19 protein-coding genes are annotated in these 14,688 nt (G+C 58.7%); 2 read left to right on the forward strand and 17 right to left on the reverse strand.

Annotated elements, in window-relative coordinates; genetic code table 11:
• Positions 1 to 113 precede the first annotated feature (113 nt).
• From rpsQ to rplC, 10 genes are read right to left on the reverse strand one after another with little or no spacing between them, the layout of a single operon-like run.
• On the reverse strand, positions 114 to 380 hold the full coding sequence (gene rpsQ / locus AC1RTP_RS20960) for a 30S ribosomal protein S17 (protein WP_055937633.1): 267 nt from the start codon (positions 378 to 380) through the stop codon (positions 114 to 116).
• Positions 377 to 568: a 50S ribosomal protein L29 gene (gene rpmC, locus AC1RTP_RS20965; RefSeq protein ID WP_028101659.1), complete on the reverse strand. Its 192-nt coding sequence runs from the start codon at positions 566 to 568 to the stop codon at positions 377 to 379. The genes rpsQ and rpmC overlap by 4 nt, the downstream gene beginning before the upstream one ends.
• 12 nt (positions 569 to 580) lie before the next feature.
• Positions 581 to 1,000 carry a 50S ribosomal protein L16 gene (rplP, locus tag AC1RTP_RS20970; RefSeq protein WP_028101660.1) on the reverse strand — a complete coding sequence of 140 codons (420 nt, stop codon included), beginning with the start codon at positions 998 to 1,000 and terminating at the stop codon, positions 581 to 583.
• A gap of 2 nt (positions 1,001 to 1,002) precedes the next feature.
• Positions 1,003 to 1,803 carry a 30S ribosomal protein S3 gene (rpsC, locus tag AC1RTP_RS20975; protein WP_055937629.1) on the reverse strand — a complete coding sequence of 267 codons (801 nt, stop codon included), beginning with the start codon at positions 1,801 to 1,803 and terminating at the stop codon, positions 1,003 to 1,005.
• A gap of 9 nt (positions 1,804 to 1,812) precedes the next feature.
• A complete protein-coding gene (gene rplV, locus AC1RTP_RS20980; protein ID WP_207232949.1) occupies positions 1,813 to 2,145 on the reverse strand; it encodes a 50S ribosomal protein L22 in 333 nt (110 codons plus the stop codon).
• Positions 2,142 to 2,417 (reverse strand): 30S ribosomal protein S19, encoded by a 276-nt coding sequence (gene rpsS / locus AC1RTP_RS20985; RefSeq protein ID WP_093556914.1) that lies wholly within the window; start codon positions 2,415 to 2,417, stop codon positions 2,142 to 2,144. The genes rplV and rpsS overlap by 4 nt, the downstream gene beginning before the upstream one ends.
• 9 nt (positions 2,418 to 2,426) lie before the next feature.
• Positions 2,427 to 3,254, reverse strand: coding sequence for a 50S ribosomal protein L2 (rplB, locus tag AC1RTP_RS20990; RefSeq protein WP_057264743.1), 828 nt, complete (start codon positions 3,252 to 3,254; stop codon positions 2,427 to 2,429).
• Positions 3,254 to 3,571: a 50S ribosomal protein L23 gene (gene rplW, locus AC1RTP_RS20995; RefSeq protein WP_057264745.1), complete on the reverse strand. Its 318-nt coding sequence runs from the start codon at positions 3,569 to 3,571 to the stop codon at positions 3,254 to 3,256. The genes rplB and rplW overlap by 1 nt, the downstream gene beginning before the upstream one ends.
• A complete protein-coding gene (gene rplD, locus AC1RTP_RS21000; RefSeq protein WP_498610124.1) occupies positions 3,568 to 4,188 on the reverse strand; it encodes a 50S ribosomal protein L4 in 621 nt (206 codons plus the stop codon). Before rplD ends, rplW begins: the two co-directional genes overlap by 4 nt.
• A gap of 3 nt (positions 4,189 to 4,191) precedes the next feature.
• The gene (rplC, locus tag AC1RTP_RS21005) at positions 4,192 to 4,848 is read right to left on the reverse strand and encodes a 50S ribosomal protein L3 (protein WP_055937618.1); all 657 of its coding nucleotides are present in this window, start codon (positions 4,846 to 4,848) and stop codon (positions 4,192 to 4,194) included.
• Between the two features lie 257 nt (positions 4,849 to 5,105).
• On the opposite strand from rplC, the gene AC1RTP_RS21010 reads away from it, so the two are divergent.
• A complete protein-coding gene (locus AC1RTP_RS21010; protein ID WP_498610126.1) occupies positions 5,106 to 6,470 on the forward strand; it encodes a family 43 glycosylhydrolase in 1,365 nt (454 codons plus the stop codon).
• Between the two features lie 45 nt (positions 6,471 to 6,515).
• On the forward strand, positions 6,516 to 6,884 hold the full coding sequence (locus AC1RTP_RS21015) for a DUF2784 domain-containing protein (RefSeq protein ID WP_498610128.1): 369 nt from the start codon (positions 6,516 to 6,518) through the stop codon (positions 6,882 to 6,884).
• 410 nt (positions 6,885 to 7,294) lie between these two features.
• Here AC1RTP_RS21015 and creD read toward each other — a convergent pair whose 3' ends face one another.
• From creD to AC1RTP_RS21050, 7 genes are all read right to left on the reverse strand, one after another.
• On the reverse strand, positions 7,295 to 8,659 hold the full coding sequence (gene creD, locus AC1RTP_RS21020) for a cell envelope integrity protein CreD (RefSeq protein ID WP_498610130.1): 1,365 nt from the start codon (positions 8,657 to 8,659) through the stop codon (positions 7,295 to 7,297).
• 44 nt (positions 8,660 to 8,703) lie between these two features.
• Entirely contained in the window at positions 8,704 to 10,107 is a 1,404-nt protein-coding gene (creC, locus tag AC1RTP_RS21025; RefSeq protein ID WP_498610132.1) for a two-component system sensor histidine kinase CreC, read from the reverse strand.
• A complete protein-coding gene (gene creB, locus AC1RTP_RS21030; protein WP_498610134.1) occupies positions 10,104 to 10,793 on the reverse strand; it encodes a two-component system response regulator CreB in 690 nt (229 codons plus the stop codon). The genes creC and creB overlap by 4 nt, the downstream gene beginning before the upstream one ends.
• The gene (locus AC1RTP_RS21035; RefSeq protein WP_498610136.1) at positions 10,790 to 10,993 is read right to left on the reverse strand and encodes a hypothetical protein; all 204 of its coding nucleotides are present in this window, start codon (positions 10,991 to 10,993) and stop codon (positions 10,790 to 10,792) included. The genes creB and AC1RTP_RS21035 overlap by 4 nt, the downstream gene beginning before the upstream one ends.
• Before the next feature lie 68 nt (positions 10,994 to 11,061).
• Positions 11,062 to 13,860 carry a TonB-dependent receptor plug domain-containing protein gene (locus AC1RTP_RS21040; RefSeq protein ID WP_498610138.1) on the reverse strand — a complete coding sequence of 933 codons (2,799 nt, stop codon included), beginning with the start codon at positions 13,858 to 13,860 and terminating at the stop codon, positions 11,062 to 11,064.
• A 294-nt stretch (positions 13,861 to 14,154) separates the two neighbouring features.
• Positions 14,155 to 14,472, reverse strand: a complete 318-nt coding sequence (rpsJ, locus tag AC1RTP_RS21045) for a 30S ribosomal protein S10 (protein WP_028101676.1) — start codon at positions 14,470 to 14,472, stop codon at positions 14,155 to 14,157.
• 117 nt (positions 14,473 to 14,589) lie between these two features.
• Positions 14,590 to 14,688, reverse strand: a 99-nt coding sequence (locus AC1RTP_RS21050; RefSeq protein ID WP_498610145.1) for an EF-Tu C-terminal domain-related protein, incomplete at its 5' end; no start/stop codon positions are given.

Here is a 14,688-nt window from a genome sequence, read left to right on the forward strand (position 1 = left end):
AAACTTTGCGGCGGATACATGGACGAAGCCCGCAAGTATCACATAAAACCTGCGGGCCTGCAAGAACTAATTAAATTGTGACCGGGAACTCACGCTCCCGGCTTGCAACTTACTTAGACGATTTGTGCAGCTTGCACTACACGGGTCACCGTCCACGCCTTCGTTTTGGAGATCGGACGACCTTCCACGATCTCTACCGTATCACCGGCTTTAACCTGGTTGGTCTCGTCGTGCGCGTGGTACTTTGCGCTACGGACGATGATCTTGCCATACAGAGGGTGCTTGACGTGACGTTCGATCAGAACGGTAACGGTCTTGTCCATCTTGTCGGACACGACTTTACCGATCAGAGTACGCTTCAGCTTAACTTGTTCGGTCATTTCGCTTCCTTCGAGTTCATTACCGTTTTCACGCGGGCGATGTCGCGGCGGACCTTCTTCAGCTGCGAGCTATTGCCCAGCTGCTGGGTAGCAGCTTGCATACGCAGGCCGAACTGAGCCTTCAGCAGGTCGTTCAGTTCTTTCTGCAGTGCAGCCTGGTCTTTGCCACGGAGTTCAGATGCTTTCATATTTCACTCCAATTATTGGCCAACCTGGCGCACCACGAAGGTGGTAGCCAGAGGCAGTTTAGCAGCAGCCAGACGGAACGCTTCGCGTGCCAGTTCTTCGCCAACGCCATCCATTTCGTACAGGACTTTGCCTGGACGGATTTCGGCAACGTAGTACTCCGGATTACCTTTACCGTTACCCATACGGACTTCGGCAGGCTTGTTGGAGATCGGCTTGTCTGGGAAAACACGGATCCAGATACGGCCACCACGTTTGATGTGACGGGTCATTGCACGACGAGCGGACTCGATTTGACGTGCAGTGATACGGCCACGAGCCACGGCCTTCAGGCCGAACTCACCGAACGACACGTTAGTGCCGGTGGAGTGCGAAATGCCGGTGTTGCGGCCTTTCTGCTCTTTACGATATTTCCTGCGGCTTGGTTGCAGCATGCTTATTCTCCTGCTTTGTCAGCTGCAGCCGGCTTGGCAGCGCGGCGGGCGGCTGGTGCGCCTGGTTTAGCACCGGCACCTGCTGGGCGGCGGCCTGCTGGCTTGCCGTCTTCGCGGCGCGGGCCACGTGGCTTCTTCTCTTCAGCCGGGGTGTCGATGACTGGTGCTTCGCCGGTGGCGGAGCGGTCACCCTTGTACACCCACACCTTGACACCGATGATGCCGTAGGTGGTGGAAGCTTCGGAGGTACCGTAGTCGATGTCCGCCTTCAGGGTATGCAGAGGCACGCGGCCTTCGCGATACCATTCGGTACGGGCGATCTCGATGCCGTTCAGACGGCCGGAGGACATGATCTTGATGCCCTGGGCGCCCAGGCGCATTGCGTTCTGCATAGCGCGCTTCATGGCGCGGCGGAACATAATACGCTTTTCCAGCTGCTGCGAGATCGAGTCAGCGATCAGCTGAGCGTCGATTTCCGGCTTGCGGATTTCTTCGATGTTCACGTGCACTGGCACGCCCATGATCTTGGTCAGAGCGGACTTCAGGACTTCGATGTCCTCGCCCTTCTTACCAATCACGACGCCAGGACGCGAGCTGTACACGGTGAAGCGTGCGTTCTTGGCTGGACGCTCGATCACGATGCGGCCAACGGAAGCGTTTTTCAGCTTCTTTTTCAGGAAAGCACGTGCCTTCAGGTCTTCGTTCAGCATGGAAGCGAAGTTACCGTTGGTTGCGTACCAGCGAGATGCCCAGTTACGGGTGACCGCCAGACGGAAACCGGTTGGATGAATTTTCTGACCCATCGCAGCTCCTTAGTTACCGACAGTCACGTAAATGTGACAGGATTGTTTCGAGATACGGTCGCCACGACCTTTAGCGCGTGCAGTGAAGCGCTTCAGGATTGGGCCCTTTTCGACGTAAATGGTCTTTACGAACAGTTCGTCGATGTCGGCACCGTCGTTGTGCTCAGCGTTCGCAATAGCGGACTCCAGCACTTTCTTGACGATGAACGCGCCTTTCTTAGGGCTGAACTGCAGAATGTTCAGCGCAGCGTCAACCTTCTTGCCGCGGATCAGGTCAGCGATCAGGCGACCCTTTTGATCCGACAGGCGCACGCCTTTGAGGATAGCTTTGGTTTCCATTATTTCTTAGCCTTTTTGTCAGCAGCGTGGCCCTTGAAGGTACGGGTCAGCGCGAATTCGCCGAGCTTGTGACCAACCATGTTTTCGGACACGTACACAGGCACGTGGACCTTGCCGTTGTGCACGGCAATGGTCAGACCGATGAAGTCAGGCATGATCGTCGAGCGACGGGACCAGGTTTTGATTGGCTTTTTGTCTTTGGTCGCTTGAGCGGCTTCGACTTTTTTCACCAGGTGGGCGTCGCAGAACGGCCCTTTTTTCAATGAACGAGTCATGGTTTATCCTTATTTCTTGCCGCGGCGAGAGACGATCATCGAAGAAGTACGCTTGTTGGAGCGAGTCTTCTTACCCTTGGTCTGCTGGCCCCATGGGGACACTGGATGACGACCAGCTGCGGTACGGCCTTCACCACCACCGTGCGGGTGGTCGATCGGGTTCATTACCACACCGCGAACGGTTGGGCGAACACCGCGCCAGCGCATTGCACCAGCTTTACCGATCTTACGCAGGCTGTGTTCAGCATTGCCGACTTCGCCGATGGTGGCGCGGCACTCGATGTGCACGCGGCGCACTTCGCCGGAGCGCAGGCGAACCTGAGCGTAGGTACCTTCACGGGCCATCAGGACCACAACAGCACCAGCGGTACGGGCCATCTGGGCGCCTTTACCTGGCAGCATTTCCACGCAGTGGATGTTGGTGCCGACTGGGATGTTACGGATTGGCAGGCAGTTACCGGCCTTGATCGGCGCTTCCGAACCGTTCAGCAGGGTGTCGCCAACAGCAACGCCTTTAGGGGCGATGATGTACTTGCGCTCGCCGTCGGCGTAGCACAGCAGGGCGATGTGTGCGGTACGGTTTGGATCGTATTCGATACGTTCCACTTTCGCAGGGATGCCATCCTTGTTGCGCTTGAAGTCCACAATACGGTAGTGCTGCTTGTGGCCACCGCCGATGTGGCGGGTGGTGATGTGACCGTTGTTGTTACGGCCAGCAGTCTTCGACTTCTTTTCCAGCAGGGCGGCGAACGGACGACCTTTGAACAGGTCGCTGTTCACAACCTTCACCATGCCGCGACGGCCTGGGGAGGTTGGCTTCATCTTAACGAGTGCCATTATTTAGCCTCCTCGGTGAAATTGATTTCCTGGCCTGGCTTCAGGCACACGAAAGCACGCTTGGTGTGGTTGCGACGACCGATGAAACGGCCGGAACGCTTAACCTTACCTTCGCGGTTCACGGTCTGCACCGATTCCACTTCGACCTTGAACAGCAGTTCAACGGCGGCCTTGATTTCTGGCTTGGTCGCATCCTTGGAAACCAGGAACACGATCTGTTCGTTCTTTTCCGCAACCATGGTCGCTTTTTCGGAAATGACCGGAGCCAGCAGCACCTTCATCAGGCGCTCTTCGCTGTGTTTGATAACTGCGCTCATGCCAGCATCTCCTCAATCTGTGCCAGGGCTGCCTTGGTGACCAGGACCTTCTTGTAGAAGACCAGGGACATTGGGTCAGCGTGACGTGGCTCGACAACCAGCACGTTCGGCAGGTTGCGGGAAGCCAGTTCCAGGTTTTCCTGGATGGTGTCGGTAACGATCAGGACGGAGTCCAGACCCATGCCGGTCAGCTTTTGCGACAGCAGCTTGGTCTTAGGAGCGTCGATCGCCAGATCTTCGATCACAACCAGACGCTCTTCACGGGCCAGTTGAGACAGGATCGAGCAGATACCCGCGCGATACATCTTCTTGTTGACCTTGTGGGTGAAATTCTCGTCAGGCGAGTTCGGGAAGATGCGACCACCACCACGCCACAGCGGGGAGGAGGACATACCAGCACGAGCACGGCCGGTGCCTTTTTGGCGCCATGGCTTCTTGGTCGTGTGGTGGACTTCTTCACGGTCTTTTTGCTTGCGGTTACCGCTACGTGCGTTAGCAGCGTAAGCAACGACGACTTGGTGGATCAGTGCTTCGTTGTAGTCACGGCCGAAGACGGTGTCAGCGGCGGCTACGTTGGAGGCGACTTGACCTTGCGCGTTCAAGAGCTTCAGTTCCATCGATTAAGCTCCCTTCTTTGCTTTAACTTTAACAGCTGGCGATACAACAACCTGGCCGTTTTTCGCGCCTGGTACTGCACCCTTCACCAGCAGCAGCTGGCGATCAGCGTCGATACGAGCGATTTCCAGGTTCTGGGTGGTGACGGTGACGTCGCCCATGTGACCGGTCATGCGCTTACCTGGGAACACACGGCCTGGATCCTGCGCCATACCGATGGAGCCTGGTACATTGTGCGAACGGGAGTTACCGTGGGTTTGACGACCCGATGCGAAGTTGTGACGCTTGATGGTACCGGCATAGCCTTTACCAATCGACACACCTTGCACGTCGATCTTCTGACCGACTTCGAACAGGGAAGCGGCGATAACTTCACCAGCTTTCAGTTCGTTTGCTTTAGCTGCGTCAACGCGGAATTCCTTGATAAAGGAACCAGCTTCAACACCTGCTTTAGCGTAGTGACCGGCAGCAGCTTTAGTCACGCGGGATGCGCGACGCTGACCGAAGACAACCTGAACAGCGGAATAACCATCCACTTCAGGAGTTTTGATTTGCGCAACACGGTTGTTCGATACGTCCAACACGGTGACTGGGATCGAGTCCCCGTCATCGGTGAAGATGCGCATCATACCAACCTTGCGACCGAGGAGGCCAAGGCTCATTTTTTCTCCATTCCCACCTACGATTGGGCGGGGCTTTGTTTAACTACAAAAAAAGATACGGGCATAAAAAAGACGAACCCATACCGAAGCCGGCTAGTGTACCGAGAATTTCCTCTTGACGCAACAGCTTTGTACGAGGTATGTCGCTAGTTTTCGGGCCTGGATACCAGTCTTGGTATCGCTAGAGCAAAAAATCTTATTAGCCTGTCACAGTTGCGTTTCCTATGCTGGTGTCACAACACCTACAAGGAGACCCAATGCGTAAAATTTTGGCAATACTGTGCCTGGCACTGTGCACCCTGGCGGCCCAAGCCGTCACCCTGACAGGCCTGCAGAACGCCCACGACCCCGGCACCATCACCAAGGACGGCGACACCTATTTCAACTTCACCACCGGCACCGGGATCTGGTATTCCACTTCCACAGACTTAATTAACTGGCAAGGCGGGCCGGGGCCCGTGTTCAGCACCAACCCAAGCTGGATCGCCAACAAGATCCCCAACTTCAGCGGCTCGTTCTGGGCGCCGGACGTGATCCACATGAACGGCTACTACTATATTTACTACTCCGTCTCGACCTTCGGCACTTCCAGCTCGGCGATCGGGGTGGCGCGTTCAGCGTCGCTGAAGAATCCAGCCTGGACCGACCTCGGCATCGTGGTGGAATCGTTTGGCGGCAGCAGCGAGATCAATGCCATCGACCCGGCCCTGTACCGCGACCATGACGGCAAAGTCTATATGAGCTACGGCTCCTTCTTCGGCGGCATCGGCGTCGTCGAGATCAACCAGTCGACCGGCAAGCCGGCCGGCAACGTCACCAAGGTGCTGGGCGGCGGCGGGCTCGATATGGAAGCCCCCTACATCACGCGCGATGGCGGCTACTACTACCTGTTCGTCAACCGCGGCGCCTGCTGCAAGGGCGTCAACAGCACCTATTACGTCGAAGTGCAGCGCGCCACCAGCATCACCGGCCCCTACTCCGGCACCCGCACCGTGCTGCCGAACGTGGACGGCAAGTACAAGGGGCCCGGCCATATCGGCGTGTTGAAGCAGGATGGCTGCAACTTCACCTCCATCCACTACTACGACCTGAACGACAGCGGCAACGCAAAGCTCGACATCCTGCGCATGACTTACAGCGGCGGCTGGCCCGTATTGACGCGCAACTTCAGCGACTTCTCCGGCTGCGGCGGGATGAGCGACGGCCCCTACGTGATCAAGTCGCGCCTGAGCGGCAAGGCGCTAGCGGTCGCGGGCGCATCAACCAGCGACGGAGCCATGGTGCAGCAGCAAACCTATAGCGGCGGCAGACACCAGCAGTGGTACCTGATCGGCCACGGCGATGGCCAGTACAGCATCATCAACGCCCTCAGCCTGCGCAGCCTGGATAACTGGCAAAACTCCACCACTGCCGGCACCAATATCGCGCAATGGTCCTACTGGGCCGGCAACGGCCAGCACTGGAGCTTCGCCAGCCCGTCCAGCGGCTGGTACACAGTGAAAAACCTGCTAAGCGGCTACGTGATGGATGTGCAGAACAAGAGCACCGCCGAGAACGCGCAGATCATCCAGTGGACGCTAAACAACGGCAGCAACCAGCAGTGGAGCTTCACCCGCCCCTAAATAGCCGAGCCCGTGTCAACCTTGGGGCGGAAGTAGAATGGTTGGATGCTGTTCCGACTCGCTGCAGATGCAGTCTTGCTACTGCACCTATGCTTCATCCTCTTCGCCATGCTGGGCGCGGCGCTGGCATTGCGTTGGCCGTGCGTGGTGTGGCTGCATGTGCCGGCGGCCTTGTGGGCAACTGGCATTGAATTGACCGGCGCCATTTGCCCGCTGACCTATCTGGAAAACAACTTACGCGTGCGCGCCGGCCAGCAAGGCTATGCGGGCAGCTTCATTGATCACTATCTCCTGCCACTGATCTACCCTGCCGGCCTGACGCCCGCAGTGCAGATTGTGTTGGCAGGCGTCGTCCTGGGCGTGAATCTTTTGCTGTATGCATGGTTGTGGAGTCGCCGCAGTGCCCGCAACTGAACCGCACGAAGCAATCGCCACTTGCTCTGGAAGGCGAACATAGCCACGGAATACATCAGGCTCGCTGCGCCCCAGCCTCGCATGAAGGAATTGCATCAAGTCCCCATAAGCCGCACTGCCGGGAGCAGGCGCACACGGAAGCGCCTGCCGGTAGGCCGGGGCTCTGCCATGGCCGGATACTGCGACTTCCCGGTATGCGCTAACCACCACGGCAACCAGCTCGGTCCCGGGACGCACATCGAGCTGCCATGCCACGGTCTCATAACTGGCCAGCACCAACAGCAGCCGCCCGCCGTGCTGATCCAGCACAACGCGTACCGGGCCGGCGGGCTGGCCCGCGGTATAGCCGGACAGCACCACGAGTTGCGCGCCCTCCGCGAGGGACGGCGCCAGCAGGCCGCCCGGGAGCATTACGCTTGCTCCGCCGGCATCGGGGCCGGGTTGTTCAGGTTGTACCAGTCGACCTTGCGGGTGGCGACCATGATTACGGCCAGCACGGCGAAGAGGAGGATGGCGCCGAGCATCAGGGCGTTGTTCTCCGAATTGAGCAGGCCAAACAGGATGCCGTACAGGCCGCACAAGGCGCCTGCGAATCCGACGCCGCGTTTCCAGTCATGCAGCACGTGCGCCAGGTAATAGCCAATCAGCAGGATGCAGGCGGCGCTGGCTGCAATGTATGAAGCGACAAAGGCGTAGTGCTCTGACAGGCTGACCAGCAGCAGGAAGAACAAGGCCAGCGCCAATCCAACCAGCAGGTATTGCACCGGGTGGATAGGCAGGCGCTTCATCACTTCGAACAGGAAGAAGGCGGCAAAGGTCAGCGCGACGAATAACAGGCCGTACTTGGTGGCGCGGTCTGCCATCGAGTACACATTCACCGGCTCGATGAAGCTGGCCTGGATCGAGTCCAAAGGCGCCAGGTTTTCCCGGCCCTGCCCGGCGGAGTATTCACGTTGGCGCAGCTGCGCCTGTGCTTCGCTGGCCAGCGAGGAAATCCGCCACACGGCCTGGAAGCCAAAGTCGCCCAGCTTGTATTGCTCCGGCAAGAACCGTCCGCTGAATTGCGGGTGCGGCCACGGCGAAGACATGACGAAGCGGTTATTGCGCGCCAGCGGTACGAAGCCCTGGCTATTCATGCCCGCCAGGTTCAAGTCAAAGCTGAACTTGACCAGGCCGGGCGCGGCATCTTCCATCGACAGCGTTGCATGCAGGCCCTGGCGCGTGGAATGCAGTCCGGAGCCCTGCTCGAACTCGATGCTGCGGGTGCCCCACACCAGTCGAGGAATGTCACGCACCCCACGTACGTCCGCCACGGCCATCGCGACGAAAGGCCGGTCCGGCGTAAGCTGCGAGCCTGTTTCCGTATGCGGCAACTCGCTTACCGTCGGCAAAATGAAATCGCCGCTGATCTTATGCGCGCCATTGAACATCAGCACTTGATGGATGCCGCGGTGGCGGCGCTCTGTGCCAAGGTTCGATTGCACTTCGAGCTGGTTTGGGAAAACCAGGTGCCGCGAGTGTTTGCGGTAGCGCTTCATTTCCGGCTTGCCGTCCTTGTCCTTCTCTTCGACGGTGTACACCTCATCGTACGGCATTACCAGCACGGGCCCGTAGACTTGCTGTTCGCCGACCGAATCAGAGGCGATGCTGCGCGCAGCTTCATCGCGGTAGGCAATACGCTCGCTGATGGTGGACTGGATCATGGCCAGCGGCACGCCGAGCAGCAGCATCAGGATGCCGACGAGGATGGCTTTGAATAGGAGCTTCTTTTGCATTTTGGCGCTTCCTGTTGTTATGGTTGCGCCAGTGTAGGGAGCAATTATGCGTTGCCGATGCATTCTGTGTGAAGCGGCAAAAGCAAGGTGGCGCGGCAGCCGCCGCCCTTCTCGTTCGCCACTTGCGCGCTACCGCCATGCAGCGCCGCGACCTCGCGCACAAAGGGCAAGCCAAGGCCGGTGCTCTTGGCGCCATCGGGGCGCGGCAGCGAGTAGAAACGTTCGAACAGGCGCGCTTCGGCATAGGTTGGAATGCCGGGACCAGCGTCGCTCACGCTGATCTCGACATGGCCATCACTGCGGTGCGCAGCCAGGTGTACCGTGCTGCCGGGCGGCGCGAAGCCGATCGCGTTATCGAGCAGGTTGCCCAGCGCCTGGCGCAGCAGGAGTGCGTCGCCTTGCAGTTGCAGTGCGTGATCGGCACGTGTCTCCAGCTGCAACTGGCGTGCGGCGAGGCGGGCCTGGAAGTCTCCCGCGACGTCTTGCAGCAAGCGGGCCGCATCGAGCGGCATGACATCGTCGATGCGCTGCTGCTTTTCGACTCGCACAAGTGCCAACAGCTTGTCGATCAAGTCGCGCTGGCGGGCATTCTGGGCCTGGATGGTGGACAGGAACTGGCGCCGCTGCTCGGGCGGCATGTCTTCTTCCAGCAATTCGGCCGTGGCCTGGATGGCGGCAATCGGGCTTTTCAATTCGTGCGTCAACGTGTGCATCAGCGTCTCGACATAATCCTTGCCTTCCAGCTTGGCGCGCATGGCCTCCAGCGCGTGGCCGAGGGTACTGATTTCACTGCTTCCAAGCTTGGGCATGACGGCTTTGCGTCCGTCCTGGACCGCTTCAACGAAGACCATCAGCTTGTTGACGGTGCTGGCCATGCGCCAGGTAATGACGACGCCGATCAGCAGCGACAGGCCAAGCAGCAAAGCACCCCACTTGAGGATCTTGCGCTGGCTGCGCTCAATGAAGCCTTGCACGCTGGAGATCGGCTTGCCGACGGTCAGCACGCCGATGATGCGGTCGCCGTCGCGCACCGGCGCTGCGACGTACATCACCAGGCTGCCGTATTCGCCCGGCACGTCGCTCGACATGCGGGCGCCGTATTTTCCGCGCAGCGTGAGATAGACGTCATTCCAGCGCGAGTAGTCCTGTCCGACGGCCTTGCCTTCGGAGTCGAAGCGCACGATGCCTTGCGCATCGGTGATGGTGATGCGGTTGCCGGCGTCGCGGCTTGCGGCGGCAATCTTCGACAGCAGCACGCGCGCCGTTGCGCCCTCCTTCACATCATCGGCCACGATGTGCGCCAGAAGTTGCGCGGTATCGACCATGGCCGCCTCCAGCGTGGAGCGGGCGCCGGGTTTGACTTCCTGCACGAAGATATTGAGCAGGAACCATGCGGCAAGGCCGACGATCAGGAAGTACCCAAGCAGGATGCGCAGGCCGATCTTCATGCGCCGGGCTGCAGGCTGTAACCCATGCCACGGTGGGTCTGGATCGGGTCGGCGTTGTCGTTGATGGAGCGCAGTTTGGCGCGCAGGGATTTGATGTGGGCGTCCACTGTGCGGTCCAGGGTGTCGGGCGCATCGCACCAGACCCGGTCCATGAGCTGGGCACGCGACAGCACGTGGCCTGGATGTTCGAGCAGGGTTTTCAGGAGCAGGTATTCGTAGCGCGTCAGATCCAGCAGCTGGCCGGAGAACAAGATACGGGCTTCGGCTGCGCGCAGCTCGAAGGCTGGGACAGGCGATGCGGCGGACGGCGCGGCGTTTGCACCCGCGCGGCGCAGGATCACGCGTACGCGCGCCACCAGTTCACGCGGCGAGAATGGCTTGGTCACATAGTCGTCGGCGCCGATCTCGAGGCCGACGATGCGGTCGATCTCGTCGCTGCGCGCGGTGAGGAAGATTACTGGTACATCGGAGAACTGGCGCAAGCGGCGACAGACATCCAGGCCGCTGATGTCGGGCAGGCCGACGTCCAGGATCACCAGCGCAGGCGCCAGCTCGCGCGCGGCGGCCAGTGCCTGCTCGCCCAATGTCACATGGCGCGGCGCGAAGCCCTCCTTGCCGAGCGCGAAGGCGATGCTGTCCGCGATAGCCTGCTCGTCCTCAACGATCAAAATGCTTTTGTCGCTCATTTCTGGCTGTCGTCGCCGGCTGCCTTGTCGGCCGCTTCACGGGCCTTTTGCTGGCTTTCTTCCATGGCCTTGACGGCGTCTTTTGCCTTATCGCGCTGCTCGCCCATGGCCTTGATGTCCTGCGCGGTCTGGTCGACCGGATTCTTCTTGCCGCAAGCGGCCAGCAAGGTGAATACCACGATGGTGATCAGTTGTTTCATTTGCTTCTCCCGAAAAAAAAGGCCGGACATTTCTGTCCGGCCTCTCATCATCTCACGAATTGATCAGATTACTTGAATTCGTAAGAAGCAGCTGCACCAATAGTACGCATACGCGGGTTGGTGAAGGAGTAGCCATCGCGCCAGCGAACAGCTTGCTCACGGTTGAACAGGTTGTTCACGTACACGGACAGCTTGACACCCTTGAAGCCGGTGTAAGCGAAGTTGTAGTCAATAATGACTGGCGGCTTGACGCGGTCGCAAGCAGCCATATTGTCCGCGGAGACCTTCTGGGTTTCGCAGTAGGTCGGCGAATCTTCGCTGTTGTTGCTGTATGGGCCGGCGTAATGAACAACGAAGCCGTTGTCGAAGGCGCCGGTACGCAGGTTGGTGTACAGGTTCGCTGCCCAACGGCCGCCAGCGTAGTCATAGGTGCCGAACTGGTTAGGACCATAGGCGCCGTCGCCGACGTTGTAGGTCTGGTAGTTCCAGTTGTACACGCCTTCCAGCTTGACGGTCAGTTCACCGATTGCGCCCAGTTTCTGGCGAGTCTGTGCTGCGTAGTCAAAGCCCTTCACGCGGGTCTTGCCGCTGTTGACGTATGGGTTGTACACCAGGCCCAGTTTGCCCACAGGGAAGGTTGCGCTGGTCGCACCGTATTTCTGTGCCAGTGCGATGAACTCGGCGTCCTGCGCGCTGTTGTCGATACGGGTCAGGGTGCCGGCTGGCAGCGAATCTTCCGCCTTCAGCAGGTCGGCCGTGGTACGGGTGCCGATTTCGTCCTTACGCTCGATGTGGAAGAAGTCCAGGGAGAACCAGGTGTTCTTGATTGGTTCCCACACGGTGCCAATGGTGAACGACTTCGAAGTTTCAGGCTTCAGGTCCGGATTCGCGCGAACGAAGCTTGGCAGCGAAGACAAGCAGTCGTTGTTGCGATAGGTGTTCGCCATTTGCTTCTCTGCCGGGGTCGCGTTCGATGCCTGAATGATCTTGTTCAGTTCGGTAGCGACTGGGCAGCGCTTCAGGTCGTTGACGTTGTTGGTCACGGAGGAGCGGCCCAGGCCGTTACCGGTTTCAACAATGTTCGGAGCGCGGAAGCCGCCGGAAGCGGTAGCACGGAACAGCAGGCCGTCGGTGGCGTTGATCTTCAGGCCCAGTTTAGGCGAGAAGTGCACGTCGGAGTTGCTGGTCTTGTCGGCGCGTACGGCAGCATTCAGTTCCACGCGCTTCATCACAGGGATATTCGCTTCTGCGAACAGGGCACCCTGGGTCACGGCGTCTTTAACCTGCAGGCCGAAGATACCGACCAGGTCGCCGCGCAGCACGTTGTCCGAGGACTCCATGTGGTAGTCGATACGGCGCAGGTCACCACCTACCGCGATGTTCAGCGGGCCAGCCGGCAGTTCCATCACGGTACCGGTGACGGTTGCGTCAGCAAAGGCGATCTTGTAGCCGCCCGAGGTAGTACGCACTGGGAACATGCTGTCCAGCAGAGCTACGTCATTCTGCTGGCCGAACTTGTAGGTCTTGTTGACGATGGCATTGGTGTAACCCTGGGCGCTGGTAGCGCGGGTTGCCTTGGTCGCTTCCGAAGTCATGTAGCCGACAGCCGACTTCCAGTCGTAATCGCCCACAGTGCCGTCCAGGGTCAGCATGTAGCGAGCCTGTTCGGAATCGGTCTTGTTGAAGTTGAAGCCGTCGCCGGTGTCCATCAGACGTGCGCGCAGTTCAACTGGAGTGGTGCCCGGTACCCAAGCGCCATTCTTGAAGGTCAGGTTGTTCGGGTGACCCACTGGCAGCTTAGGGTAGGAGAACGGACCGACCATCTTGCCGTCGATCGCGTTGTACCACACGCTGGAGGTGGTGGTAGGGAAAGTCGACAGTGGAGCGACTTTGTAATCGGTCTTCGCACCGGCTGCGGTGATTTCGAAATTGGCGTTGATGCTCTGGCCAATACGGAAGTGGGTGTTGCTGGTCAGCGCCCAACGTTCGTTGTCGGTGGTCGAACCGGTGTATGGCAGTACGTCGAATTTGCAGACGCCGTCAGCCGGGTCCAGCGCTTCGGCAGGGCAGCCAGGTGCAGCGACCAGCTTGTTGTTGACGAAGTAGTTGCCGGTTGGCGAGTAAGCGCTCTTGGCATCCCAGGTCGAGCGGCCAGGGGTCTTGGCGTGCCAGGCTGGTACCTTGTTACGCAGTTCGCCCTGGGTCCAACCATCCTGGCGGTAGCCTTCTACTGCCAGGTAGGTGTTGAAACCGTCGGTTTCCAGATCGCCGAAGCCGGCCAGCAGGGAAACGTTACGATTGCGGTAGTCCTTAAAGCCAGGCATGGCGGTATAGCCAGCTTTGACCTTAACGCCGGTGTACTCTTTTTTCAGGATGATGTTGACCACACCTGCGATCGCATCGGAACCGTAGATCGCGGAAGCGCCATCTTTCAGGATTTCAATGCGTTCGATCGATTCGGCGGCGATAGCGTCGACGTTGGTGAACATTTCCTGGGCGTTGTCCGACAGGCCGAATGGCGCAATGCGGCGGCCATTGACCAGCACCAGGGTCGAGACTTTACCCAGGTAACGCATGTCGACGGAGGACGAACCGGTTGCGAACGAGCCGGAGCTTGCGGTGGCCGCATTGCTGCCGACGTCGACTGCTGCCGACGAGGTCAGAACGCCCAGGGCGGTCATCGCGCCAGTGCGCTCGATATCGGCACGGTTCAGCACTTGCACGGAGCCGGCGGCTTCACGTGCAGTTTGCTTGATGCTGGAACCGGTGACTTCCACACGTTGCATCTTAGGTGCTTCCGCTTCTTGGGCGAAGGCTGGGGCGGCGAATGCAACTGCCAGAGAGGCAGCGATTACGCTCTTGTTCAAGTTTGGATTACTTTTCAACTATTTCACTCCCTAATATTTGCTTATAAAATTTAAAAGCCGTGCATCATAATCGAAAAGTTGGCTATTTGGGTAGTTTTCCCAAACTTTCAAGAATTGTTGTAAAGTGTCCTCAATATGTATTTGCTGTCAAGTTTGCAATTTACCAAATTAAATTTGTTAGCAAAAAATCAAATAAGAAAGCCCGCATACGCGGGCTCTTTCGTTCTTAGGGTGGCAAAGAAAATAAAAAAGCCCGCCGAAGCGGGCTTTTCGTGTCTTGCGACGAAACCGGGATTACTGCAGTTTGATTTCGACGTCCACGCCAGCTGGCAGGTCCAGCTTCATCAGTGCGTCAACAGTCTTGTCGGTTGGATCCACGATGTCCATCAGGCGCTGGTGGGTGCGGATTTCGAACTGGTCGCGCGAAGTCTTGTTCACGTGCGGGGAACGCAGCACGTCGTAACGCTGGATACGGGTTGGCAGAGGAACTGGGCCTTTTACCACGGCGCCGGTGCGCTTGGCGGTGTCAACGATTTCCAGTGCGGACTGGTCGATCAGCTTGTAGTCGAAAGCCTTCAGGCGGATACGGATCTTTTGGTTTGGAGCGGACATGCTTATTCCTTAAAAGAACGAACCGGCAACAATATGTTTCCGGCAATGTATGTAAATACTGCGACGGGCCGACATGATAGCACATGTCGGCCCGTTTTCGATCAGGCTAAAAAGCGATTAGCCCAGGATCTTGGCTACAACGCCCGCGCCGACGGTACGGCCGCCTTCACGGATTGCGAAACGCAGACCTTCTTCCATAGCGATCGGGGAGATCAG

It is taken from the genome of Pseudoduganella sp. GW821-FHT11H04, from assembly GCF_058807935.1.